The 21,753-nt window shown below is 71.7% G+C and carries 22 protein-coding genes; 11 read left to right on the forward strand and 11 right to left on the reverse strand.

What is annotated here, in order from left to right:
- Window positions 1-116 precede the first annotated feature (116 nt).
- The 4 genes from ACZ49B_RS26345 (at window position 117) to ACZ49B_RS26360 (ending at window position 2,922) form a co-directional block, all read left to right on the forward strand.
- Window positions 117-1,259, forward strand: a complete 1,143-nt coding sequence (locus ACZ49B_RS26345) for an NADH-quinone oxidoreductase subunit D (protein WP_468310477.1) — start codon at window positions 117-119, stop codon at window positions 1,257-1,259.
- A 54-nt stretch (window positions 1,260-1,313) separates the two neighbouring features.
- A complete protein-coding gene (locus tag ACZ49B_RS26350; protein ID WP_468310480.1) occupies window positions 1,314-2,198 on the forward strand; it encodes an arylamine N-acetyltransferase family protein in 885 nt (294 codons plus the stop codon).
- 76 nt (window positions 2,199-2,274) lie between these two features.
- Window positions 2,275-2,490, forward strand: coding sequence for a hypothetical protein (locus ACZ49B_RS26355; RefSeq protein ID WP_468310482.1), 216 nt, complete (start codon window positions 2,275-2,277; stop codon window positions 2,488-2,490).
- 87 nt (window positions 2,491-2,577) lie between these two features.
- Entirely contained in the window at window positions 2,578-2,922 is a 345-nt protein-coding gene (locus ACZ49B_RS26360; RefSeq protein ID WP_468310485.1) for a hypothetical protein, read from the forward strand.
- A 28-nt stretch (window positions 2,923-2,950) separates the two neighbouring features.
- Here the strand turns inward: ACZ49B_RS26360 and ACZ49B_RS26365 are convergent, their stop codons facing one another.
- From ACZ49B_RS26365 to ACZ49B_RS26380, 4 genes are all read right to left on the reverse strand, one after another.
- Window positions 2,951-4,009, reverse strand: coding sequence for a hypothetical protein (locus ACZ49B_RS26365; protein ID WP_468310488.1), 1,059 nt, complete (start codon window positions 4,007-4,009; stop codon window positions 2,951-2,953).
- Window positions 4,010-4,110: 101 nt separating this feature from the next.
- Window positions 4,111-5,091, reverse strand: a complete 981-nt coding sequence (locus ACZ49B_RS26370) for an ABC transporter substrate-binding protein (RefSeq protein WP_468310491.1) — start codon at window positions 5,089-5,091, stop codon at window positions 4,111-4,113.
- A 74-nt stretch (window positions 5,092-5,165) separates the two neighbouring features.
- Complete coding sequence (locus tag ACZ49B_RS26375; RefSeq protein ID WP_468310493.1) at window positions 5,166-5,831, reverse strand: ABC transporter permease; 666 nt, start codon at window positions 5,829-5,831, stop codon at window positions 5,166-5,168.
- A gap of 4 nt (window positions 5,832-5,835) precedes the next feature.
- Window positions 5,836-6,576: an ABC transporter permease gene (locus tag ACZ49B_RS26380; protein WP_468310496.1), complete on the reverse strand. Its 741-nt coding sequence runs from the start codon at window positions 6,574-6,576 to the stop codon at window positions 5,836-5,838.
- 152 nt (window positions 6,577-6,728) lie between these two features.
- On the opposite strand from ACZ49B_RS26380, the gene ACZ49B_RS26385 reads away from it, so the two are divergent.
- Complete coding sequence (locus ACZ49B_RS26385) at window positions 6,729-7,691, forward strand: ABC transporter ATP-binding protein (protein WP_468310497.1); 963 nt, start codon at window positions 6,729-6,731, stop codon at window positions 7,689-7,691.
- Between the two features lie 15 nt (window positions 7,692-7,706).
- Here ACZ49B_RS26385 and ACZ49B_RS26390 read toward each other — a convergent pair whose 3' ends face one another.
- A complete protein-coding gene (locus tag ACZ49B_RS26390) occupies window positions 7,707-8,816 on the reverse strand; it encodes an alpha/beta hydrolase (RefSeq protein WP_468310498.1) in 1,110 nt (369 codons plus the stop codon).
- A gap of 152 nt (window positions 8,817-8,968) precedes the next feature.
- On the opposite strand from ACZ49B_RS26390, the gene ACZ49B_RS26395 reads away from it, so the two are divergent.
- From ACZ49B_RS26395 to ACZ49B_RS26420, 6 genes are all read left to right on the forward strand, one after another.
- A complete protein-coding gene (locus ACZ49B_RS26395; RefSeq protein WP_468310501.1) occupies window positions 8,969-10,828 on the forward strand; it encodes a phosphatidylglycerol lysyltransferase domain-containing protein in 1,860 nt (619 codons plus the stop codon).
- Window positions 10,829-10,958: 130 nt separating this feature from the next.
- Window positions 10,959-11,831, forward strand: coding sequence for a dihydropteroate synthase (gene folP / locus ACZ49B_RS26400; RefSeq protein WP_468310503.1), 873 nt, complete (start codon window positions 10,959-10,961; stop codon window positions 11,829-11,831).
- Between the two features lie 106 nt (window positions 11,832-11,937).
- Window positions 11,938-12,324: a nuclear transport factor 2 family protein gene (locus tag ACZ49B_RS26405; protein WP_240805359.1), complete on the forward strand. Its 387-nt coding sequence runs from the start codon at window positions 11,938-11,940 to the stop codon at window positions 12,322-12,324.
- Between the two features lie 130 nt (window positions 12,325-12,454).
- Complete coding sequence (folB, locus tag ACZ49B_RS26410; protein WP_030158540.1) at window positions 12,455-12,814, forward strand: dihydroneopterin aldolase; 360 nt, start codon at window positions 12,455-12,457, stop codon at window positions 12,812-12,814.
- Window positions 12,811-13,419, forward strand: a complete 609-nt coding sequence (gene folK, locus ACZ49B_RS26415; RefSeq protein ID WP_468310507.1) for a 2-amino-4-hydroxy-6-hydroxymethyldihydropteridine diphosphokinase — start codon at window positions 12,811-12,813, stop codon at window positions 13,417-13,419. Before folB ends, folK begins: the two co-directional genes overlap by 4 nt.
- A gap of 72 nt (window positions 13,420-13,491) precedes the next feature.
- Window positions 13,492-13,980, forward strand: coding sequence for a DUF3180 domain-containing protein (locus ACZ49B_RS26420; RefSeq protein WP_468310509.1), 489 nt, complete (start codon window positions 13,492-13,494; stop codon window positions 13,978-13,980).
- 89 nt (window positions 13,981-14,069) lie between these two features.
- Here the strand turns inward: ACZ49B_RS26420 and folE are convergent, their stop codons facing one another.
- The 6 genes from folE to dacB form a co-directional block, all read right to left on the reverse strand.
- Window positions 14,070-14,678, reverse strand: coding sequence for a GTP cyclohydrolase I FolE (gene folE, locus ACZ49B_RS26425; protein ID WP_030867983.1), 609 nt, complete (start codon window positions 14,676-14,678; stop codon window positions 14,070-14,072).
- 111 nt (window positions 14,679-14,789) lie between these two features.
- Window positions 14,790-16,811, reverse strand: coding sequence for an ATP-dependent zinc metalloprotease FtsH (ftsH, locus tag ACZ49B_RS26430; RefSeq protein ID WP_468310512.1), 2,022 nt, complete (start codon window positions 16,809-16,811; stop codon window positions 14,790-14,792).
- Window positions 16,812-17,008: 197 nt separating this feature from the next.
- Entirely contained in the window at window positions 17,009-17,569 is a 561-nt protein-coding gene (hpt, locus tag ACZ49B_RS26435) for a hypoxanthine phosphoribosyltransferase (protein WP_030158549.1), read from the reverse strand.
- A gap of 65 nt (window positions 17,570-17,634) precedes the next feature.
- On the reverse strand, window positions 17,635-18,696 hold the full coding sequence (gene tilS, locus ACZ49B_RS26440; RefSeq protein ID WP_468310516.1) for a tRNA lysidine(34) synthetase TilS: 1,062 nt from the start codon (window positions 18,694-18,696) through the stop codon (window positions 17,635-17,637).
- Between the two features lie 301 nt (window positions 18,697-18,997).
- Entirely contained in the window at window positions 18,998-20,125 is a 1,128-nt protein-coding gene (locus ACZ49B_RS26445; protein WP_468310519.1) for a zinc-dependent metalloprotease, read from the reverse strand.
- Between the two features lie 48 nt (window positions 20,126-20,173).
- Complete coding sequence (dacB, locus tag ACZ49B_RS26450) at window positions 20,174-21,652, reverse strand: D-alanyl-D-alanine carboxypeptidase/D-alanyl-D-alanine endopeptidase (RefSeq protein ID WP_468310522.1); 1,479 nt, start codon at window positions 21,650-21,652, stop codon at window positions 20,174-20,176.
- Window positions 21,653-21,753 lie beyond the last annotated feature (101 nt).

The raw sequence follows: 21,753 nt of genomic DNA on the forward strand, positions 1-21,753 counted from the left end.
CCCCCCCCCCCCCCCCCCCCCCCCCCCCCCCCCCCCCCCCCCCCCCCCCCCCCCCCCCCCCCCCCCCCCCCCCCCCCCCCCCCCCCCCCACCCCCTGCGGCTGCGACAATGCGGCCATGACGGAGACCACGGTCGGCATCGGCGGTGCGGCGGAAAGCACCGACATGGTGCTCAACATCGGACCCCAGCACCCTTCCACGCACGGCGTGCTGCGCCTGCGCCTCGTCCTCGACGGCGAGCGGATCGTCAGCGCCGAGCCGGTCGTCGGCTACATGCACCGCGGCGCCGAGAAGCTCTTCGAGGCGCGCGACTACCGGCAGATCGTGATGCTCGCGAACCGCCACGACTGGCTGTCCGCGTTCTCCAACGAGCTCGGCGTGGTCATGGCGGTCGAGCGGATGCTCGGCATGGAGGTCCCCGAGCGGGCCGTGTGGATGCGGACCCTGCTCGCCGAGCTGAACCGGGTGCTGAACCACCTGATGTTCCTCGGCTCGTACCCGCTCGAACTGGGCGGAATCACCCCGATCTTCCACGCGTTCCGCGAGCGCGAGGAGCTCCAGGCCGTCATGGAGGAGATCTCCGGCGGCCGCATGCACTACATGTTCAACCGCGTCGGCGGCCTCAAGGAGGACCTCCCGGCCGGCTGGCTCGGCCGGGCGCGCGCCGCGATCGCCGACGTCCGCACCCGCATGGACGTGTACGACAAGCTCGTCCACGGCAACGAGATCTTCCGCGGCCGTACCCGCGGGGTGGGCGTGCTGTCGCCCGAGGCGGTGCACGCGTACGGGGTCTCCGGGCCCATCGCCCGCGCCTCCGGCGTCGACTTCGACCTGCGCCGCGACGAGCCGTACCTGGCGTACGGAGAGCTCCAGGACGTCCTGAAGGTGGTCACCCGTACCGAGGGCGACTGCCTGGCCCGCTTCGAGTGCCTGCTGGACCAGACCCACAATGCGCTCGACCTCGCGGTCGCCTGCCTGGACCGGATGGCGGAGCTGCCGCCCGGGCCGATCAACCAGCGCCTCCCGAAGGTGCTGAAGGCGCCCGAGGGGGCCACGTACGCCTGGACCGAGAACCCCCTCGGCATCAACGGCTACTACCTCGTCTCCAAGGGCGAGAAGACCCCGTACCGGCTGAAGCTGCGCTCCGCCTCGTTCAACAACATCCAGGCCCTGTCGGTGCTGCTGCCCGGCCAGCTGGTCGCGGACATGGTGGCGATCCTGGGCTCGCTGTTCTTCGTCGTGGGCGACATCGACAAGTGACACGTCGCGGGAACTCCCGTGATGGCGCGGGAGTTTTCTGCTTAGGGTGCGGGGATGACCCCTGGCGTATACGACGGCTACCTGCGGCGGCTCGGCTTCCCGCGGCCGCCCGGGCCCACCGTGGAGGCGCTCTTCGCGCTCCAGCGCGCCCACCTCGAGCGCATCCCGTACGAGAACCTCGACATCCAGCTCGGCCGGCCGCCCGGCATCGACCCCGAGCTGTCCGCACGCCGCTTCGCGGCCGGGCGCGGCGGGTACTGCTTCCACCTCAACGGCGCCTTCGCACTGCTCCTGGAAACCCTCGGCTTCGAGGTGACCCGCCACCTCGCGGGTGTCCTCGGGGCGTCGGAGCGCGAGCGGCGCGACGTCAGCGGCGACCACCTCGCGCTGACCGTCCGGGTCGGCGGGGAGGAGTACTTCGTCGACGCAGGCCTCGGCGACGGCCCGTACGAGCCGCTGCCGCTGCGCGCCGGCACGCACCGGCAGGGGGAGTTCACGTACGGGCTGGCCCCGCTGGAGGGGGAGGCGCCCGGCTGGAGGTACGTCAACGAGGCGAGCCCCTGTCCGGTGGTCAACATCCTCTCGGCGCCGGCGGCTACGGTCGACTTCGAGGCCACGCACGTGCGGCTGTCGACCTCGTCGGACTCCGGCTTCGTACGGACCCTCGCGCTGCTGCGGCGCGACGCGCACGGGGTCGACACGCTGCGGGGGCGGGTGCTGAGCCGGATCGATCCCGTGAAGGGGACGAGCGAGCGGGTCCTGGACACGCCCGGGGAGTTCTGGGCGGTGGTGGGCGGGCTCTTCGAGCGGCAACTCGACGATCTGACGCCGGAGGACCGAGGGGCGCTGTGGGACCGGGTGTGCGCGGCCCACGAGAAGTGGCTGGCCGACCGGGCGGAGGCGGGTACGGCCGCCGCGGGGGCGGGGGCCGGGAGCTGACGGCGGCGCTGACGACGGTAGCGAGGGCCGTGCCGACGGCGGTGCCGATGTCGGTGCAGGAGTGCAGACTTGGGGCATGTCCCACTCCCCCAGACGGGCCTGTCCCGCATGCGGGCGCGACTGCGCCGTGACCGCCGGCCGGATCGCCCGCCACGACCCTCCCGCCGGGCGGGCCCGCGGCGACCTGGTCTCCTGCCCCGGATCCAGGGCGCGGGTGGTGCTCGGGGCGTCCGCGCCGACGCTGGACGGGTTCGTCCTGTCGGAACTGCCGGGTCAACTGCCGCTGTTCTGAACGCGCGGCCCGGGCTGAGTACGCCGGTCCGCCGATCTGAGTACCCGCGCGGATCCCCCGCACCGGGGGCGCCGACAGGATGGCGGCATGTCCTGGAACCCGGAGCTCCCCCTCCTCGCGCCCGCTCCCGAGTCGCCGGCCGAGGCCGCCGCCCGGCGCATCCGGCGGAACGCGGGGATCGCCGCCCTGCTGCTCCTGCCCGCGCTGGTGGCCGCGAAGGTCCTCGTGCTGTCGACCGAGGTCGGCAGCAGCTGCCTGACGCACGGCGGCTGCCGGCCGTTCCCCGGGGAGGTCTTCCTGGCGCTGCTCGCCGGGGTCGTGGCGTCCTGCGTGGCGGTGCAGTCCGCGCCCCGCAGGTTCCAGAAGGGCGCCCTCGCGACCCAGTCGGCCCTGGAGGCCCTGGCCGTGCTCATGGTCCTGGCCTACCCCTGAGCCACCGCCCGGCGTCCCGGTCGTACGGCTACGAGATGGCCGTGCGCAGCCGGACGACGTCGATCGGCTCGGTCTCGTCGTGCGCCGTCAGGTCGATGACCTGGCCCACCGCGCGCTGCTCGGGGGTGGCCGGCTTGAAACCCTGCTCCTTGACCGGCGGCTCGGCGGCGGCCCGGGCCGACTCCGCCTTGTGGACTTCGAGGGCCTCCGCGCCGACCACGTCGGCCAGGTCCTCGTTCTGGACCGACTCGATCACCGCTCGGGCCTGGGCGGCGGTCTTGGTGCCGAAGAAGTCGAAGCCGCCCTCGACGCGGGACGCCGAGCGGCGTGCGGCCGAGTACGGGGCCACCGCCGCGGCCGGGCGGCGCGCCGGGACCGCCGTCGCGGGAGCGCCCGGGGCGCCGTCCGTACGGGAATGCGGTCCACCGGCCGGCGACCCGGCCTCCAGGGCCCTGGGCTCGGTGCCCCGGCCCTCGAGCATCTTCGGCCGGGCCGGGTCCGCCGCGGCCTTGCGGGCGAGGGCCTTCATGGCCGCATGGGCCCGGGCGTAGCCGACGCTGGTGGGTGCGCCGCTCGACGTGCGCTCCTCGGAGACCGCCGGGAGCTCCTTGGGCGCCGCCGCCGGGGCCGCGGCGGCCTCGATGGCGAGCAGCCGGCGGCCCTCCAGGGCGCTGGCCCGCTCGGTCTCGGCGGTCGCGTACCGCCGCAGCAGCGCCGCGTGCTCGCCGCGCAGCCCCGCGAGTTCGACCCGCTTGGCGCGCAGCTTCGCGTCGAGCTTGGCGCGCAGCGCGCGGGCCTCTTCGAGGTCGGACTCGAGCTCGGCTATCCGCTCCTCGGTCTTCCACTCGTCCTTGACCCGTTCGCGTGCGAGTTCCGCGACGCGGCGCCCGGCGGAGCGGTCCCAGGCGCGCATGACGACGGCGCCGGCCACGCCCGTGGCCGCCGTGAGGGCCACGAGCAGGCGTAGCGGCAAGGGTTCCGCGATCAGCCAGGCCGCGGCCGCACTGGCGACGGAGACTCCGGCCACGGTCGTCGGCGTGAGCAGCCGGTGCAGGGGTTCGGGATTGCGGTGGCGTCCACGGGGCATGGCCTGAAATTTACAGGGCGTGGGGGTCCAGTGGGGTAACTGCCCGGCAATCTGTGGCCGGGCAGTTACCCGTCATTTCTCCACCAAACCCGTAACTACGCCTACTTCGTCAGGCCCTTCGCCTTCAGATAGGCCTTCGCGGCATCCGCAGGCTTCTCGCGCTGCGCGTCCACCTTCTTGTTCAGCTCGACGAGGTCGGCGGTCGTCAGGACCTTGGTCAGCTTGTCGAGGGCGGCCGCGATCTCCGGGGAACCCGCGTCCTCGGCGTTGACCACCGGCAGGACGTTGTCGGCGTTCTGGAGCTTCTTGTCGTCCTCCAGCAGGACCAGCCCGAAGCTGTCGAGGGTGGCGTCCGTGGTCGTGGTGAGCGCCAGCTGGTCCACGCCGTCCTTGACCGCCTGCTTGGCCTGCGGGGTGCCGACGCCCTTCGGGTCGATGCCGGAAACGTCGATTCCGTACGTCTTCTTCAACCCGGGCGCGCAGAAGGGTCGTACGGCGCATTCGTCGCCCGCCGCGATCTTCACCTTCAGACCCGACTTACCAAGGTCGGAAAGGGTCTTCAGGTTGTTCTTCTGGGCGAATTCCTTCGAAACCGCGAACGCGTTCTGGTCGACCGCCGCGCCCGCCGGCAGCACCTTCAGGCCGAGGGGGCCCGCCAGCTTCTCCAGCCCCGCCACCGTCGCCGCCACGTCGCTCGACGCGACCGGCTTCTCCTCGGGCGCCTTCGGCCCGTTCACCTTGGCGTTGAGGAACTCCGCGAGGGTGGCCGCGTACTCCGGGACGACGTCGATCTCGCCCTTCTCCAGCGAGGGCTCGTACAGCTCGCGGTTGTTCACCGTGGTGATCGAGGTGCTGTAGCCCGCGTCCTTGAGTACCTGCGCGTACAGCTCCGCGAGCACGTTGGACTCGGTGAACCCGGCCGCGCCGATCACGACCTTGCCCTTGCCGGACCCGGAGTCCGAGGGCGCGGACGCACCGGTGTCCTTGCTCTTCTCCAGGCTGTCTCCGCCGCACGCGGTGAGCGAGGCGGTCAGGGCCGCCGCCCCCAGTACGGCGCCGAGGATGCGCGTGGACTTGCTCATCTTTGCTCCTCCAAGGGAGTGGGAACGAGAGAGGACGGACAGGGAAGGGAAGCGCCCGCGGGCCGGCCGGAGCCTCAGCGCGCCGCCGGACGCGGGAACAGCCGGTCCGCCGCCACCAGGGCGCCCTCGACCAGCAGGGCGAGCGCCGCCACCAGCAGGGCCCCCGCGACGACCTGCGGGGTGTTGTACGTGTTGAAGCCGGCGGTGATGATCCGGCCGAGGCCGCCCTGGCCGACCATGGCCGCGATCGTGGCCGTGGCGATGACCTGGACGGCGCCCGAGCGCAGCCCGGTCATCACCAGCTCCCGCGCGAGCGGCAGTTCCACCCGCCAGAAGAGCTGGCCGCCGGACATGCCCATGCCCCGGGCGGCCTCCACCACCGAGCGGTCCACCTCCCGCATGCCGACGTACGCATTGGTCAGCAGCGGCGGAACGGCGAAGAGCACGAGGGCGGCGATGGTGGGCACGTAGCCCGCGCTGCGCAGCGGCGAGACCATGAACAGGGCCAGCACCGCGAAGACGGGCACGGCCCGCCCGACATTGGACACGTTGATCGCGAGCGCCCCGCCCTTGCCGATGTGGCCGAGCCACAGCCCGACCGGGAGGGCGACCGCGCAGGCGATGGCGAGGGAGATCCCGCTGACGTAGACGTGCTCGCCGAGCCGGTGCCACACGCCGTTCTCGCCGGACCAGTTGGCCCCGTTCGCCAGCCAGTCCCAGGCTTGTCCCATCACACCCATCGCCTCAGGCCCCCTTCGCCGTCCGCGTCAGGCGCTCGGCCCGCCCGGCCCGCCCGGCGCGCGTCGTCCGCGTCGTCCGCGCCGCCCGTGTCCACGGCGTGAGCAGCCGTTGCACTCCGAGCAGCAGCAGGTCCGCCACCAGCGCGAGCAGCACGCACAGCACGGAGGCGGTGAGCACCTGGGCCTTGAAGGAGCTGTTGACCGCCGGGGCGATGAGGTTGCCGAGGCCGCCCTTGCCCACGATGGAGCCGACGGTGGTCAGCGCCACCGTGGACACCGTGGCGATCCGCACCCCGGCGAGCAGAGCGGGCAGCGCAAGCGGCAGTTCGACCTGCCACAGCAGCCGCGCGGGCCCGTAGCCCATCCCGCGCGCGGCCTCCCGCACTTCCTCGGGGACGGCTTCCAGGCCGGCCATCGCATTGCGGACCAGGATGGTCAGCGAGTACAGCACCAGGCCGGTCACCACCAGCGAGGCCGACAGCCCGAACAGCGGCAGCAGCAGGGAGAACATGGCGAGCGAGGGGACCGTGTAGAGCAGGGTGGTCAGGCCCAGCACGGGCGCGGCCCAGTGCCGGCCGCGACGGGCCAGCAGGGCCAGCGGGAGGGAGACGGCGAGGCCGATAAGCACCGACACGCCCGTGATCCACACATGTTGGACCGTGGCGTCGGTGAGCTCCTGGGAGCGGGAGGTGACGTACTCCCAGCAGATCCAGTCGTTCGCCACCAGGCAGTTCTGCCCGGCCATGCCCTCACCCCCGGCCGCTGTCGCGTACACCCGTCCGAAAGAGGACGGTCAGGAGCGACCCTAACCCGCCGGGCCGACCGTGGCCGGAATCCTTCGCAGGGGGTAATACTCCCGTCACGAACGACGCGCAGTGCGTAGGGGAGGATGGGCGGGTGATCCGATTCGAGCATGTGACCAAGCGCTACCCCGACGGGACGACGGCCGTCGAGGACCTGTCCTTCGAGGTCGCGGAGGGCGAGCTGGTCACCCTCGTGGGCCCGTCCGGGTGCGGCAAGACCACCACGATGAAGATGGTCAACCGGCTCATCGAGCCGACCTCCGGCCGGATCCTGCTCGGCGGCGAGGACATCGCGAACGCCGATCCGGTCGAGCTGCGCCGGCACATCGGGTACGTCATCCAGCAGGTCGGGCTGTTCCCGCACAAGACGGTGCTGGAGAACACCGCGACCGTGCCGCAGCTGATCGGCACCCCCAAGGCCAAGGCGCGCGCCCGGGCGGCCGAGCTCCTCGAACTCGTGGGCCTGGACCCGGCCGTGTACGGGGGCCGCTACCCGGAGCAGCTCTCCGGCGGGCAGCGCCAGCGCGTCGGCGTCGCCCGGGCGCTGGCCGCCGATCCGCCGGTGCTGCTGATGGACGAACCGTTCGGGGCGGTGGACCCGGTGGTCCGCGAACGCCTGCAGAACGAGTTCCTGGCGCTGCAGAAGACGGTGCGCAAGACGATCCTGCTGGTCACGCACGACCTGGAGGAGGCGGTCCGGCTCGGCGACCGCATCGCCGTCTACGGCGCGGGAACCATCGAGCAGTTCGCCCGCCCGGCCGCGGTGCTGGGCGCGCCGGCCACCGAGTACGTGGCCTCCTTCGTCGGCGCGGACCGGGGCCTGAAGCGGCTCGCGGTCACCCCGGTGGGGCGGGCCGACCTGGCGGAGGCCGACGGGAAAGCCCCCACCGCCGAAGTGGCGTTGGGGGCGAGTCTGCGCGAGGCGCTCGCGCTGCTGCTGCAGGAGGACTCCGGCCGGATCGGGGTCACGGACCCGGACACCGGCGCGCTGGTCGGCGTACTGACCCCGGAGGGCGTCCACCGGGCCCTGCGCCGGGCCCAACTGCAAGAGGCTTAGGGCCAGGGCCCGGCGTCAGGCCTGGATGCGGTTGCTCATCCACACGAGCATCGGCGGGATCTCGCGGCGCCACGTGTTGAAGTTGTGGCCGCCGCTGTCGAGGATGATCGAGGAGACCCGGTCCGGGCCCTTGACCAGCTTGATGAACTTCTTGGTGTCGCCGAGGTTCGGCTCGCCCTGCTCGCTGCTGGTGACCAGGAAGGACGTACCCGACGGCTGCTTGTGCTCGATGCTGTGCAGGACGTCCGCGCGCTTCTTCAGCTTGTCGTCGCCCTGGAACAGGTTGCCCGTCGTCGCGTCGTTGGCGGCGTCGTAGTACGCGGACAGACCCGCGGCGGCGCCGAAGGTCTGCGGGTAGTGCGCGGCGATCTTCAGGGCGCAGTAACCGCCCGTGGAGTTGCCGATGAAGCCCATGTTCTGCGGCTTCTTGCCGACCCGGAAGGTGTCCTGGATGGCCTGCGGCAGGTCCTGGCCGAAGAAGGTCTCGGTCTGCGGTCCGCCGGGTATGTCCACGCACTCGGTGTCACGCGGCGGCGCGATCGTCGGGCGCAGCATCACCAGGATCATCGGCTTCATCTTGCCCGCCTTGGCCTGCTTGAAGGCCGTCATCGGGTAGTTCAGCCCTTTGATGAGGTTCTCGGCGGTGCCCGGGTAGCCCGTCAGCACGATGGAGGCCGGGAAGTTCTTGTCCTTGTGCTGCGGCTGGAAGTACTCCGGCGGCAGCCACACGTACCCGGGGCTCGTTATTTTCGACTTCTGCCCGGTTATGGCAACCTTCAGGATCTGTCCCCCCACCTGGGGCTGGGCGCCGCCCGGCACGTCGAGCTTCTGCTTGTCGACGACCTTGATGTCCTTGCTGCTCATCGAGTGGTCCACGACCTTGCCGACAGTTGTCTGCTGGCCGAACAGGTCCGCCCACGAGCCGTAGAAGGAGAAGGACTTGTTCGCCGCCAGGCCGACGGCCGAGAACAGCGCCAGCTGGGTCGCGAGCAGGAGGCCGATCCGGCCGAGCAGCGCACGCCAGGTGCGGCCCGAGAGCCGGGGCCAGAACCACACCGTGGCTGCGAACAGCAGCACACCGGCGACGATGGCCAGCGCCAGAACCGTATTACTGGTGAGACCCATGAGCAGTCAGTCGACTTTCTGATGGCAGGACTAGTTTTTCTCGGCGGAAGAGTGAACCCGCTCGACCCCGATGTCGTCCTAGTGGACGCACCACACTCCGGAGGCTGTCGCGGCCTTCGGCCACATGATCTCTCGCGGAGCAACGGGAAGCGATGTCTAGCAGGATAGATGGCGATAAGTCGGGACAGGTTCCGAAGCAGGTCCGCCGAATCTTCCGCGGCCCACGACCGGAGTCGGTGCCCGGCCTGGTAGGTACGGCCGTCATGATCGTCGGCCTTCTGGACATCGCGGCGGGAGTGTTCCCGCGGTTCCGGCACAGCCGGTTCCACGCGGTCACCGAGGTGCTGCCCGGTTCGCTGGGCCCGTTCGCAGCCGCCCTCGCCCTCAGCGCGGGCGTTCTGCTCCTCCTCCTCGCCCACGGTCTCAAGCGCCGCAAGCGCCGTGCCTGGCGGGCCGCCGTCGTGCTGCTCCCGGCCGGTGCCGTCGCGCAGTTCACGTACCGGCACTCCATCATCGGTGTCGTCATCGCGGCGGTCCTCCTCGGGCTGATCGTGCGGCACCAGAACGAGTTCAAGGCGCTGCCGGACCCGCGCAGCCGCTGGAAGGCGCTCGCCAACTTCGTGCTGATGAGCGCGGGCTCCATCGGCCTGGGTCTGGTCATCGTCAACTCCCACCCGAGCCGCGTCGTCGGCCATCCGGGTATTTACGAGCAGATCAGCCACGTCGTGTACGGCCTCTTCGGCTTCGAGGGCCCCGTCGACTACGCCGGCCGCGTGTCCTGGACCGTGGGCTACTCCCTCGGCGCCCTCGGCATGCTGACCGCGCTCACCACCATCTACCTGGCCTTCCGCCCCGAGCACCCGGCCGCGCAGCTCACCCCCGACGACGAGCTCAAGCTGCGCGAGCTGCTCACCAAGCACGGCGGCCGCGACTCGCTGGGCCACTTCGCGCTCCGCCGCGACAAGGCCGTCGTCTTCTCCCCCAGCGGCAAGGCCGCCGTCACCTACCGCGTCGTCTCCGGCGTGATGCTCGCCTCCGGCGACCCCATCGGCGACGTCGAGGCCTGGCCCGGCGCCATCGAGCGGTTCATGGAGGAGGCCAAGGCCCACTCCTGGACTCCCGCCGTCATGGGCTGCAGCGAGACGGGCGGCGAGGTCTGGACCCGCGAGACCGGCCTGGACGCCCTGGAGCTCGGCGACGAGGCGATCGTCGACGTCAAAGACTTCTCCCTCTCCGGACGGGCCATGCGCAACGTCCGCCAGATGGTGAAGCGCATCGAGCGCAACGGCTACACCACCAAGGTCCGCCGGGTCAGCGAGCTGACCGACGAGGAGCTGGAGCAGGTACGGGGCGCCGCCGACGCCTGGCGCGGCACCGACACCGAGCGCGGCTTCTCCATGGCCCTCGGCCGCGTCGGCGACCCGGGCGACGGCGACTGCTACATCGCCACCGCCCACCGCGTGGAGGAGGGCGACACCAGCCCGTTCGGCGACCTCAAGGCCGTCCTGCACTTCGTCCCGTGGGGCAAGGACGGCATGTCGCTGGAGCTGATGCGCCGCGACCGCGCCGCCGACCCCGGCATGAACGAGCTGCTGATCGTCGCCTCCCTGGAGGCCTCGCCGTCCCTCGGCATCGAGAAGGTCTCGCTGAACTTCGCGATGTTCCGCTCGGCCCTCGCCCGCGGCGAGAAGATCGGCGCCGGCCCGGTCCTGCGGATGTGGCGCAGCCTGCTGGTGTTCCTCTCGCGCTGGTTCCAGATCGAGTCGCTGTACAAGTTCAACGCGAAGTTCAAGCCCCGCTGGGAGCCCCGCTTCGTGGTCTTCCGCACCACCCGCGACCTGCCCCGCATCGGCTTCGCCGCGATGCAGGCCGAGGGCTTCGTCACGCTGGCCCTGCCCCGGCTGTTCGCCAGCCGGCGCCGCCCCAAGCCGGTCCGCACCTGCGCCCACACGCACGTGACCGCGAAGGTCCCGGTCCAGGCCCAGCCCGAACGCGAGGTCCAGGTCGCCTGACCCCGGCCCGGCCCCCTGAGCCCGGCCCGCCGCACCCGCGGCAGGCCGGGCTCCGGCGTTTCCGCGCCCGGGCTCCTGGGCCCGGAACCCGCGTACGGCCCGGTCAGGGACGCGGCCCTACCCTGGAGCCATGAACATCGAGCGCGGGGCCGCCGGCAGGGGCCGGGTCGCAGGCCTGCCGGAATGGGACCGCTGCGGGGTCATGGGCGTCGTCAACGTCACCCCCGACTCCTTCTCCGACGGCGGGCGCTGGTTCGACACCACCGCCGCCGTCAAGCGCGGCCTGGACCTCGTCGCCCAGGGCGCCGACCTCGTCGACGTCGGCGGCGAGTCCACCCGCCCCGGCGCCTCACGCGTCGACGAGGAGGAGGAGCTGCGCCGCGTCGTCCCCGTCGTGCGCGGCCTGGCCTCCGAGGGGGTCACCGTCTCCGTCGACACCATGCGCGCCTCCGTCGCCGCCCAGGCCGTGGCCGCCGGCGCGCTGCTGGTCAACGACGTCAGCGGCGGGCTCGCCGACCCCGGCATGATCCCGGCCGTCGCTGCCGCCGAGGTGCCGTTCGTCGTCATGCACTGGCGCGGCTTCAGCGACGACATGAACCGCCTCGCCGTCTACGGGGACGTCGTCGCCGAGGTCACCGCCGAGCTCCGCACCCGCATCGACGCGGTCGTCGCCGGCGGGATCGCCCCCGAGCGGCTGGTCGTCGACCCCGGCCTCGGCTTCGCGAAGATGGCCGAGCACGACCTCGCCCTCGTCGCCCACCTCCCCGAGCTGCGCGCCCTCGGCTTCCCGCTGCTGGTCGCCGCGTCGCGGAAGCGTTTCCTCGGCCGGGTCCTGGCCGGCGCCGCCGACGCCGCCCCGCCGCCCGCCCGCGAACGCGACGCCGCCACCGCCGCCGTTTCCGCCATCGCCGCCCACCAGGGCGCCTGGGCCGTACGGGTCCACGAGGTACGGGCCACCGCCGACGCGGTTCGGGTGGCCCGCGCCGTGGAAGGGGCCCTGTGATCCGCCCCGCCGGCGGAGGGACCCGTATAGCAGCCAGGAGAGGGGAACGGTGAGCCTTACCGACATCGAAGCCGTCGAAGAGGTCAACACGGCCTTCTACGAGGCCATGGAGCAGGGGGACTTCGACGCACTGTCGGCGCTCTGGCTCGAGGACGAGATCTCCTGCGTGCACCCGGGCTGGCCGGTGCTCTCGGGCCGCGGCGAGGTGCTGCGCTCGTACGCGCTGATCATGTCCCACACCGACTACATCCAGTTCTTCCTCACCGACACGAAGGTCGCCGTCATAGGCGACACCGCTCTGGTGACGTGCACGGAGAACATCCTCAGCGGCGGGCCCGCCGAGGACGGCGGAGAGCTCGGCCCGCTCGTCGGCCAGCTGGTCGTCGCCACGAATGTGTTCCGACGCACATCCGGGGGCTGGCGACTCTGGTCCCACCACGGTTCTCCCGTCCTCACGGACTCCGACGAGGACGAGGAGGAGGACTCCGCCTGACCCCTCCGGCGGGATCCGAGGCCTTTCGCAGGTAAATTCGAAGACGGACGACGCCGACCGCACTCGGCGCAGGCCCATGGATCCGGGGAGTCCCGGACCGGAAGCACCTACGAAAGCAGGAGTGATTCGCGTGGATCGTGTCGCGCTGCGCGGCCTCAAGGCTCGCGGGCACCACGGCGTCTTCCCCCGGGAACGCGAGGAAGGCCAGACCTTCATCGTCGACCTGGTGCTCCACATCGACACCCGCCCCGCGGCGGCCGACGACGACCTGGCGAAGACCGTGCACTACGGGGTCGTCGCCGAGGAAGTCGTCGACGTGGTCCAGGGAGAGCCCGTCGACCTGATCGAGACCCTCGCCGAGCGGATCGCCCAGCAGTGCCTGAAGCACGAAGCGGTCGCACAGGTGGAGGTCGTCGTCCACAAACCGGACGCCCCCATCACCGTCCCCTTCGACGACGTGACCATCACGATCACCCGGAGCCGCGTGTGAACAACGGACTGAACGCCCAGAGCGACCCCACCGTCCAGCCGGTGCCCGCATCCGTCGTGGAGACGGTGGACGCGGCCGACACGACCCTCTCCAACCCGAGGTGGGCCGTCATCGCGCTCGGCGCGAACCTCGGCAACCGCCTGGAGACCCTCCAGGGCGCCATCGACGCCCTCGGCGACACCCCCGGCCTGCGGGTCAAGGCCGTCTCCCGCGTCTACGAGACGGAGCCGTGGGGCGTCGAGCCCGGCTCCCAGCCGTCGTACCTCAACGCGGTGGTCCGCGTACGGACCACGCTGCCCCCGTCCTCGCTGCTGGAGCGCGGCCACGCCATCGAAGAGGCCTTCGACCGCGTCCGCGACGAGCGCTGGGGTCCGCGCACCATCGACGTCGACATCGTGTCGTACGCCGAGGTGGTCTCGGACGACCCGGTCCTCACCCTCCCGCACCCGCGGGCCCACCAGCGGGCCTTCGTCCTGGCCCCGTGGAACGACATCGACCCCGAGGCGCAGATCCCCGGGCACGGCGCGGTCGCGTCCCTGCTGGCCGGAATCGGCCTGGCCGGCGTCACGCCGCGTCCGGACCTGGAACTCCGCCTCCCCGAGTAGTCGTTAACCTGTGGCTGCAGCCTGTGGACTGCGGCGGCTGACGACTTGGCGCGGAAAGCGGGGAACGGGCACGTGAAGCAACTGAGGCCGGCGGTCCTGGCGGGGATCTTCGCCGTCGCCGGGGTGCTGTCCTGGGCGGGCGCCCGGCTGTGGAACGCGTACGGGACCCTGCCGGGCGTCCCGCTGGCCGCGCCCATCGTCCTCGGCGCCATCGCCGTCGTCCTGCTGGCCACGGCCCTCTCGCTGCGGTCCCGCCTCAAGGCCCAGCGCGAGCGGCGGCCCGGCGCCAAGGGCGTGGAGCCGCTGATGGCGGCCCGCGCGGTCGTCTTCGGACAGGCCAGCGCCCTCGTGGCGGCCCTCGTGGCGGGCATGTACGGCGGTGTGGGCGTCTTCCTGTGGGCGGGCGGCCTGGAGGTGCCCGCTCGCCGCGACCAGGCCTGGTACGCCGCCTTCTCGGTCCTGGCGGGCGCGGCCGTCATCGCCGCCGCCCTCTTCCTGGAGCACGTCCTGAAGCTCCCGGAAGACGACGACACCGCCCCCCACTCCCCCTCCCGCGCCTGAGACGGCCCCTGGCCGGGGTCGGCGGGACGGCGCCCGCCGCGGGGGCCCACGCCTGGCCGTAGCCTGCGCCCGCCCCCGTGGTCAGCCGGTCAGCGCGCCATGATGAGGCTCATGGCCTCGTTGCGGGTCGCGGGGTCGCGGAGCTGGCCGCGGACCGCCGAGGTGATGGTCTTCGCACCGGGCTTGCGGACCCCGCGCATCGTCATGCACATGTGCTCGCACTCGACGACGACGATGACCCCGCGCGGCTCCAGGATCTCCATCAGGGAGTCCGCTATCTGCGTGGTCAGCCGCTCCTGCACCTGCGGGCGGCGGGCGAACACGTCCACGAGGCGTGCCAGCTTCGACAGGCCGGTGATCTTGCCGTCGACGGACGGGATGTAGCCGACGTGCGCGACGCCGTGGAACGGCACGAGGTGGTGTTCACAGTTGCTCATGACCTCGATGTCCTTGACCAGGACCATCTCGTCGTGGCCCAGGTCGAAGGTGGTCGTCAGGACCTCTTCGGGCTTCTGGTAGAGGCCGGCGAATATCTCCTTGTACGCCCGCGCCACGCGTGCCGGGGTTTCGAGGAGGCCCTCGCGGTCCGGGTCCTCGCCGACCGCGATCAGAAGTTCGCGGACCGCCGCCTCGGCGCGCTTCTCGTCGAACTCGCCGATCGTGCCCTCGTCACCGGTCAGGGTCACTGGGTCGGTCATCTCTTCCTCGTTCCTGTGTGCACTGGCGCTCGCGGGCACGCAAAAGTGCCGCGCCCCCCAGGCTAGAACCTGGGGGGCGCGGCATCCATTCCGGGACGGTCCGGCCGAGGGCTACTCGGCGCGGTCCTCCGGGGACGGCTCCTTCTCCACGGACACGACCGGCGCGCTCGCCGACGTGCCGTTCGCCGAGTTCGTCAGCTGGAGCTCCTTGGGAGAGAGCACCGGCGGACGGGTCGACGGGGTGCGGTGCGAAGAGCCGGTCCACGCCGGGCGGGCCGGGCGCTTCACGATCGTCGAGAAGATCTCGGCGATCTGCTCCTTGTTCAGCGTCTCCTTCTCGAGGAGCGCCAGCACGAGGTTGTCGAGGACGTCGCGGTTCTCGACCAGGATCTCCCAGGCCTCGTTGTGCGCCGTCTCGATGAGCTTCTTGACCTCTTCGTCGACCAGCGCCGCGACCTCTTCCGAGTAGTCCCGCGGGTGCGACATGTCGCGGCCCAGGAACGGCTCGGTGTTGTCCCCGCCGAACTTGATCGCGCCGAGGCGCTCGGTCATGCCGTACTGGGTCACCATCGCGCGGGCCGTCGCCGTGGCCTTCTCGATGTCGTTCGCCGCACCGGTGGTCGGGTCGTGGAAGACCAGTTCCTCGGCCGCGCGCCCGCCCAGCATGTACGCCAGCTGGTCGAGCATCTCGTTGCGCGTGGTCGAGTACTTGTCCTCGTCGGGCAGGACCATGGTGTAGCCCAGGGCCCGGCCGCGGGACAGGATCGTGATCTTGTGGACCGGGTCGGAGTTCGGGGAGGCCGCCGCGACCAGGGCGTGGCCGCCCTCGTGGTACGCGGTGATCTTCTTTTCCCGGTCCGACATGATCCGGGTCCGCTTCTGCGGGCCCGCCACGACGCGGTCGATGGCCTCGTCCAGCATGTGGTTGTCGATCAGCTTGCGGTCCGAGCGGGCGGTCAGGAGCGCCGCCTCGTTCAGGACGTTGGACAGATCGGCACCCGTGAAGCCGGGGGTGCGGCGGGCGACGGCCGAGAGGTCGACGTCCGGAGCGACCGGCTTGCCCTTCTGGTGGACCTTGAGGATCTCCAGACGGCCCTGCATGTCGGGACGGTCGACCGCGATCTGCCGGTCGAAGCGGCCCGGGCGCAGCAGCGCCGGGTCGAGGATGTCCGGGCGGTTCGTGGCGGCGATCAGGATGACGCCGCCCTTCACGTCGAAGCCGTCCATCTCGACGAGCAGCTGGTTCAGGGTCTGCTCGCGCTCGTCGTGGCCGCCGCCGAGGCCCGCACCGCGGTGCCGGCCGACGGCGTCGATCTCGTCGACGAAGACGATCGCCGGGGCGTTGGCCTTGGCCTGCTCGAACAGGTCGCGGACACGCGAGGCACCGACACCGACGAACATCTCGACGAAGTCGGAACCCGAGATCGAGTAGAACGGGACGCCCGCCTCGCCCGCGACGGCACGCGCCAGCAGGGTCTTGCCGGTGCCGGGCGGGCCGTAGAGCAGCACGCCCTTGGGGATCTTCGCCCCGACGGCCTGGAACTTCGCCGGCTCCTGCAGGAACTCCTTGATCTCGTGGAGTTCCTCGACGGCCTCGTCCGAGCCCGCGACGTCGGCGAACGTCGTCTTCGGGGTGTCCTTGGTGATGAGCTTGGCCTTGGACTTCCCGAAGTTCATCACCCGGGAGCCGCCGCCCTGCATCTGGTTCATCAGGAACAAGAAGACGACGACGATGAGGACGAAGGGCAGCAGGGAGAGCAGCACGCTGAGGAACGGGCTGGTCTTGTCCGGCGAGACGGTGTACCCGTTCGGGATCTGACCGGCTTCGTACTTGGTCTGGAGGTCCTTGGCGAGCCCGACGCCCTGGTCCCCGATGTAGTTGGCCTGGAACTTGGTGCCGTCGTTGTCGCCGAGCTTCTGGTCCTTCTTCAGCTCGATCTTGATCATCTGGCTGTCACCGGTGGTGAGCTTGGCGCTCTCCACCTGGCCACTGTTGATCGCCTTGATGACCTCGCTGGTCTCCACCGACTTGTAGCCGCCGCCGGAGCCGACGACGTTCATCAACACGACCACGGCGAGGACGGCCAGCACGATCCACATGACCGGCCCACGGAAGTATCGCTTCACGTCCATCCATACGGGGCGCCAGGCGCCCCGTCCCTCCTGCCCGTAGGTAAATGCTGCTGTGAGTAAAGACTGTTCTTCGGAATGTACCCCTGTATTGTCACCCGCGGCCTCGTGGGACGGCTGACAGAACTGCTTTCCCCTGCTCCAACGGCAGGAATCGTTCCAGGGTTCCCCTGTGCGGGCCCCGACCGGGGCCCGCGGCGTCAGCCGCCGTAGACGTGCGGGGCGAGGGTGCCGACGAACGGCAGGTTGCGGTACTTCTCCGCGTAGTCGAGGCCGTAGCCGACGACGAACTCGTTCGGGATGTCGAAGCCGACCCACTTCACGTCGATCGCGACCTTGGCGGCGTCGGGCTTGCGCAGCAGCGTGACGACCTCGAGCGAGGCCGGCTGGCGGGAGCCCAGGTTCGACAGCAGCCAGGACAGGGTCAGGCCCGAGTCGATGATGTCCTCGACGATCAGGACGTGCTTGTCCTTGATGTCGGTGTCCAGGTCCTTGAGGATCCGGACCACACCGGAGGACTGGGTCCCGGCGCCGTACGAGGACACCGCCATCCAGTCCATGGTGAGCGGGGTGGACAAGGCGCGCGCCAGGTCCGCCATCACCATCACCGCGCCCTTGAGGACGCCGACGATGAGCAGGTCCTTGCCCGCGTACTCCGCGTCGATCTTCGCGGCCAGCTCGGCCAGCTTCGCGTCGATCTCTTCCTTGGTGATGAGCACCGACTGGAGGTCGCTGCCCATGTCCTTCTCGTCCACCCGCATCACTTTCGTCGACGGCCGGGGCTCCGGGGGGTCCCCCGGAGGACTCAGCCGTGTTTCAGCACCAATCAGCCCTGCCGGATGACAAGTCTGCCACCCTGCCGCTGGGCTTCGACCCGGCCGGGCAGGTTGATCGCGCCCTGACCCCGCCATCCGGTGATGAGCCGGTCCACTTCCTCGATGTGGCGGGCGAAGAGGGAGCCTGCGGGGGAACCGGCCGCGACCACGGCCCTGCGCAGCACGCGGCGGCGGACGGCCGGGGGCAGGGCGTAGAGCTTCGCGCACTCCAGGCGGCCGTCCTCGTCCCGTACGCCGGCCTCGGCATCGGCGGCCCAGGCGTCGAGGGCGTCGGCGTCGTCGCGGGACAGCTGGGCGGTGCGGGCCAGCGCCTCGACCACGCCCTTGCCCAGCGCCTTCTCGAGGGCGGGCAGGCCCTCGTGGCGGAGCCGGGAGCGGGTGTAGGCGGGGTCGATGTTGTGCGGGTCGTCCCAGACCGGCAGGGACTGGACCATGCAGGCCTTGCGGGCGGTCTGCCGGTCGACCTGCAGGAAGGGGCGGCGGTAGCGGTGGCTGCGGCCCGGGCCGCCGGAGACTTCGGCCATGCCGGACAGCGAGCGGATGCCGGAGCCGCGGGCGAGCCCCAGCAGGACGGTTTCGGCTTGATCGTCCCGGGTGTGGCCGAGCAGCACGGCGGCGGCGCCCAGGCGGTCCGCGGCCTCGTCCAGGGCGGCGTAGCGGGCGTCGCGGGCGGCGGCCTCGGGTCCGCCGTCGCGGCCGACGCGCACGGCGACGGACTCCACCGGGTCGAGGCGGAGTGCGGTCATGCGGGTGACGACCTCGGCGGCGCGCAGGTCGGAGCCCACCTGGAGCCCGTGGTCGACGGTGATGCCGCCGGCCCGGATGCCGAGCTTGGGCGCCTCGAAGGCGAGGGCGGAGGCGAGTGCCATGGAGTCGGCGCCGCCGGAGCAGGCGACGAGTACGAGCGGCGGGGAGCCGGCTGCTGCGGCGGCGGTCCTCCCGGACGGAGCCGTGGCGAGGCCGACAGGACGGTCGGTGAGGTCGGTGAGGACGTCGTGGAGTACGCGGCGGACCGCCAGGCGTATCGCCGCGACCGCAGGATGGGGACCCATGTCCGGTGCCCTTCGGTGGAGTTCGGATGCCTCGAAGGCTGGGGGTGTGGTGCTGGAACGGCTGCTGTTCGGTGCTGTTCGGTGCTGTTCGACGCTGCCCGGTGCCCCGGCCCCCGTGAGGAGCCCCCGCCGGGAGCCCCCGCGAGATGAGGGGTTGTCACTCAGAGTGCGTCGATGGTGACAGAACCGAGCCGTTCCCTGAGCATCGCACGGCCTTCCACGCCTCACGGTCCCTCGGACGGGTGACGCTGCTTCCCCCAGTGAGACATGTTTACGCCCCCTGAGTCACTCCCCTTCGCTTCTATTCGCCCTTGCGCTGCACCCGCGCGACCCAGTCCGCGGGCTTGGCGATCTCCGCCTTCGTCGGCAGCGTGTTCGGCGAGGTCCAGACCCGGTTGAAGCCGTCCATGCCGACTTCGCCGACGACGGCGCGTACGAACCGCTCGCCGTCGCGGTACTGGCGCAGCTTGGCGTCGAGCCCCAGCAGCTTGCGCAGCGCGGCGTCGAGGCGGCCCGCGCCGCTGGCCCGGCGCTGCTGGAACTTCTCCCGGATCTCGGCGACCGAGGGCACCACCGCGGGGCCGACCCCGTCCATGACGTAGTCGGCGTGGCCCTCCAGCAGGGACATGACGGCGGTCAGCCGACCCAGCACCTCGCGCTGCTCGGGGGTCTGGACGAGCTCGACCAGGGAGCGGCCCTCGTCGCCCTGCTCCGTGTCGGGGCGGGGGGCCGCGAAGGACTGGGCGGCCTCGCGCAGCCGTTCGAAGATGGTCGCCGGGTCCATCTCGGTGGCGCCGAGGAACGTCTGGATCTCGCCCTCGAGGTGGTCGCGGAGCCAGGGCACGGCGGTGAACTGCGTACGGTGCGTCTCCTCGTGCAGGCAGACCCACAGCCGGAAGTCGTGCGGGCGCACGTCCAGCTCGCGCTCGACGTGCACGATGTTCGGGGCGACGAGCAGCAGCCGGCCGCCGCCCGCGGCCGAGCCGGGCAGGTCGCGGCCGGCCGGGGCGAACGTCTCGTACTGGCCGAGCACGCGGGAGGCCAGGAAGCTGAGCAGCATGCCCAGCTCGACGCCGGTGACCTTGCCGCCGACCGCGCCGAGGACGGCGCCGCCGGGGGCGCCGGCGCGGCGGTCCTGCATCTTGCCGAGGAGGGGGGCGAGGAGCTCGCGGAAGCCGGCCACGTTGGCCTTGACCCAGCCCGCCCGGTCGACGACGAGGACGGGGGTGTCGGGGACGGCCGCGCCCTCGGGGATCATCCGCGTGAACTCGCGTACGTGGCGTTCGGAGGTCCTGGCATGCCTGCGCAGTTCCGCCACCACGGCCCGGGCCTCGTCGCGGCTGACCTCGGGACCCGGCCGGACCAGCCGGGTCGCGGTCGCCACCGCGAGATTCCAGTCGACCATCTCGGCACCACCGATGCTCGTCATGCGTCAACGGTACGTGGACCAGCGCCGATGCGGAGCCCCCCGGAATCCCTACGAGGAGCGGGCGACGGCCGCGGCGAGCTTGTCGAGGCCCTTCTCCGCGGCCCCCGCGTCGGTGGTGTTCGCGGTCAGGAACGCGAAGGCGAGGAGTCGGCCGGAGGGGTCGACGACGGTCCCGGCGAGGGAGTTCACCCCGCTCAGGGTGCCCGTCTTGGCCCTGACGAGGCCGGCGGCCGGGGAGCTGCCGGCGTTGCGGGTGCGCAGGGTCCCGGTGAACCCGGCGACGGGCAGTCCGGTGAGCACCGGCCGCAGCTCCGGCCGCTGCGGGTCGGCTGCCTTGGCCAGGAGCCCCGTCAGCAGGCCGGTGTTGATCTTGTCGGCGCGGTTGAGGCCGCTGCCGTCGGCGAAGCGGGCGCCGGCAGTGTCGATGCCGAGGGCGGTGAGCCGGTCCTTGACGGCCTTCTCGGCGCCTTCGAAGCTCGCGGGCTGCCCGGAGGCGAGCGCGGTCTGGCGGGCCAGGACCTCGGCGATGTCGTTGTCGCTGTTGGTCAGCATCCGCTCGACGAGCCCGGCGAGCGGGGTGGAGAGGGTGGTGGCGAGCGGCTGGGCGCCGGCGGGGGCCTTGGCCTTGGCGGGGTCGGCGGCGACCTTGATGCCGCGTTCCTTGAGGAGGGCGGCGAAGGAGCGGGCGGTCTCCTTGGCGGGGTCCTCGACCCGCTCGACGGGGCCGGAGGTGGAGTCGTCGGAGCGGCCCTCGTCCGCCGCCAGGGCCGTGACCAGTGCGATGTTGGGGTTCTCGCCGATCGGGTGGAGGGCGGGTCCGGTGAAGAGGGTGTCGTCGTAGCCGAGGCGCACGGTGTCGGTGCCGGCGGCCTTGAGAGCCTGGGCGGTGTCGGCGGCGAGCGCGACGAGGCTGCCGCCGGACCCGGCGGGGCTCTTCTTCTTGGCGGTGAGGGAGGGGTCGCCGCCGCCGACCAGGACGATCTCCCCCGGGTCGGCGCCGGGCGCCACGGTGGTCCGGATCCGGTGCTCGGGGCCGAGCGCGGCCAGCGCGGCCGTCGCGGTGGCGATCTTGGTGGTGGAGGCGGGGGTCATGGCCTCGTGCGGCCCGGACTCGAAGAGCACCTGGCCGGTGGCGGTGTCGACGACCGAGGCGGTACGGACCGTCCCGAGCGCGGGGTCGGCGAGGAGCGGCCGCAGGGCCGCCGCGAGCCGCCCGGGATCCGCGGCCACGACGCCGCTCTCCGCCGTGAGCGCGACGCCCGGCCCGATCCCCGAGAGCACCCCGGGAGCGCTGGGCGCGGCCTGCGGCACGGCCCCGCCGCCGTGGTCCGCGCCGTGATCTGCGCCACCCGTCAGGCCCCAGGAGGCGGCCCTGTCCCGCTCGGCCTTACGCTGGCCGGAGTCCCAAGGACCGGCAGCGGCCACCGCAGCCACCGACAGGGCGAGGCCGGCGACGGCCGACACCGCGATGAGCTGCCACGTCTTGACCAATGGCACCTCGGACCAGCCCCTTTCGCGATCACACATATGCGTGAGGGACACTTAACCACTGCGTCTTGCCGCGACCATGGCACCCCACCCGCAGGGCTGGGCCGGACGCGCGCAGATGAATCAATGCAGTCTCGAAG

Source organism: Streptomyces sp. NPDC031132 (assembly GCF_055570595.1).

Excerpts from the sequence above, each read along its gene's own strand:
- ACZ49B_RS26345 (WP_468310477.1), top strand. The coding sequence starts at position 117 with ATGACGGAGACCACGGTCGGCATCGGCGGTGCGGCGGAAAGCACCGAC.
- ACZ49B_RS26350 (WP_468310480.1), top strand. The coding sequence starts at position 1,314 with ATGACCCCTGGCGTATACGACGGCTACCTGCGGCGGCTCGGCTTCCCG.
- ACZ49B_RS26355 (WP_468310482.1), top strand. The coding sequence starts at position 2,275 with ATGTCCCACTCCCCCAGACGGGCCTGTCCCGCATGCGGGCGCGACTGC.
- ACZ49B_RS26360 (WP_468310485.1), top strand. The coding sequence starts at position 2,578 with ATGTCCTGGAACCCGGAGCTCCCCCTCCTCGCGCCCGCTCCCGAGTCG.
- ACZ49B_RS26365 (WP_468310488.1), bottom strand. The coding sequence starts at position 4,009 with ATGCCCCGTGGACGCCACCGCAATCCCGAACCCCTGCACCGGCTGCTC.
- ACZ49B_RS26370 (WP_468310491.1), bottom strand. The coding sequence starts at position 5,091 with ATGAGCAAGTCCACGCGCATCCTCGGCGCCGTACTGGGGGCGGCGGCC.
- ACZ49B_RS26375 (WP_468310493.1), bottom strand. The coding sequence starts at position 5,831 with ATGGGTGTGATGGGACAAGCCTGGGACTGGCTGGCGAACGGGGCCAAC.
- ACZ49B_RS26380 (WP_468310496.1), bottom strand. The coding sequence starts at position 6,576 with ATGGCCGGGCAGAACTGCCTGGTGGCGAACGACTGGATCTGCTGGGAG.
- ACZ49B_RS26390 (WP_468310498.1), bottom strand. The coding sequence starts at position 8,816 with ATGGGTCTCACCAGTAATACGGTTCTGGCGCTGGCCATCGTCGCCGGT.
- ACZ49B_RS26395 (WP_468310501.1), top strand. The coding sequence starts at position 8,969 with ATGTCTAGCAGGATAGATGGCGATAAGTCGGGACAGGTTCCGAAGCAG.
- folP (WP_468310503.1), top strand. The coding sequence starts at position 10,959 with ATGAACATCGAGCGCGGGGCCGCCGGCAGGGGCCGGGTCGCAGGCCTG.
- ACZ49B_RS26405 (WP_240805359.1), top strand. The coding sequence starts at position 11,938 with ATGGAGCAGGGGGACTTCGACGCACTGTCGGCGCTCTGGCTCGAGGAC.
- folE (WP_030867983.1), bottom strand. The coding sequence starts at position 14,678 with ATGACCGACCCAGTGACCCTGACCGGTGACGAGGGCACGATCGGCGAG.
- ftsH (WP_468310512.1), bottom strand. The coding sequence starts at position 16,811 with ATGGACGTGAAGCGATACTTCCGTGGGCCGGTCATGTGGATCGTGCTG.
- hpt (WP_030158549.1), bottom strand. The coding sequence starts at position 17,569 with ATGCGGGTGGACGAGAAGGACATGGGCAGCGACCTCCAGTCGGTGCTC.
- tilS (WP_468310516.1), bottom strand. The coding sequence starts at position 18,696 with ATGGGTCCCCATCCTGCGGTCGCGGCGATACGCCTGGCGGTCCGCCGC.
- ACZ49B_RS26445 (WP_468310519.1), bottom strand. The coding sequence starts at position 20,125 with ATGACGAGCATCGGTGGTGCCGAGATGGTCGACTGGAATCTCGCGGTG.
- dacB (WP_468310522.1), bottom strand. The coding sequence starts at position 21,652 with ATGTGTGATCGCGAAAGGGGCTGGTCCGAGGTGCCATTGGTCAAGACG.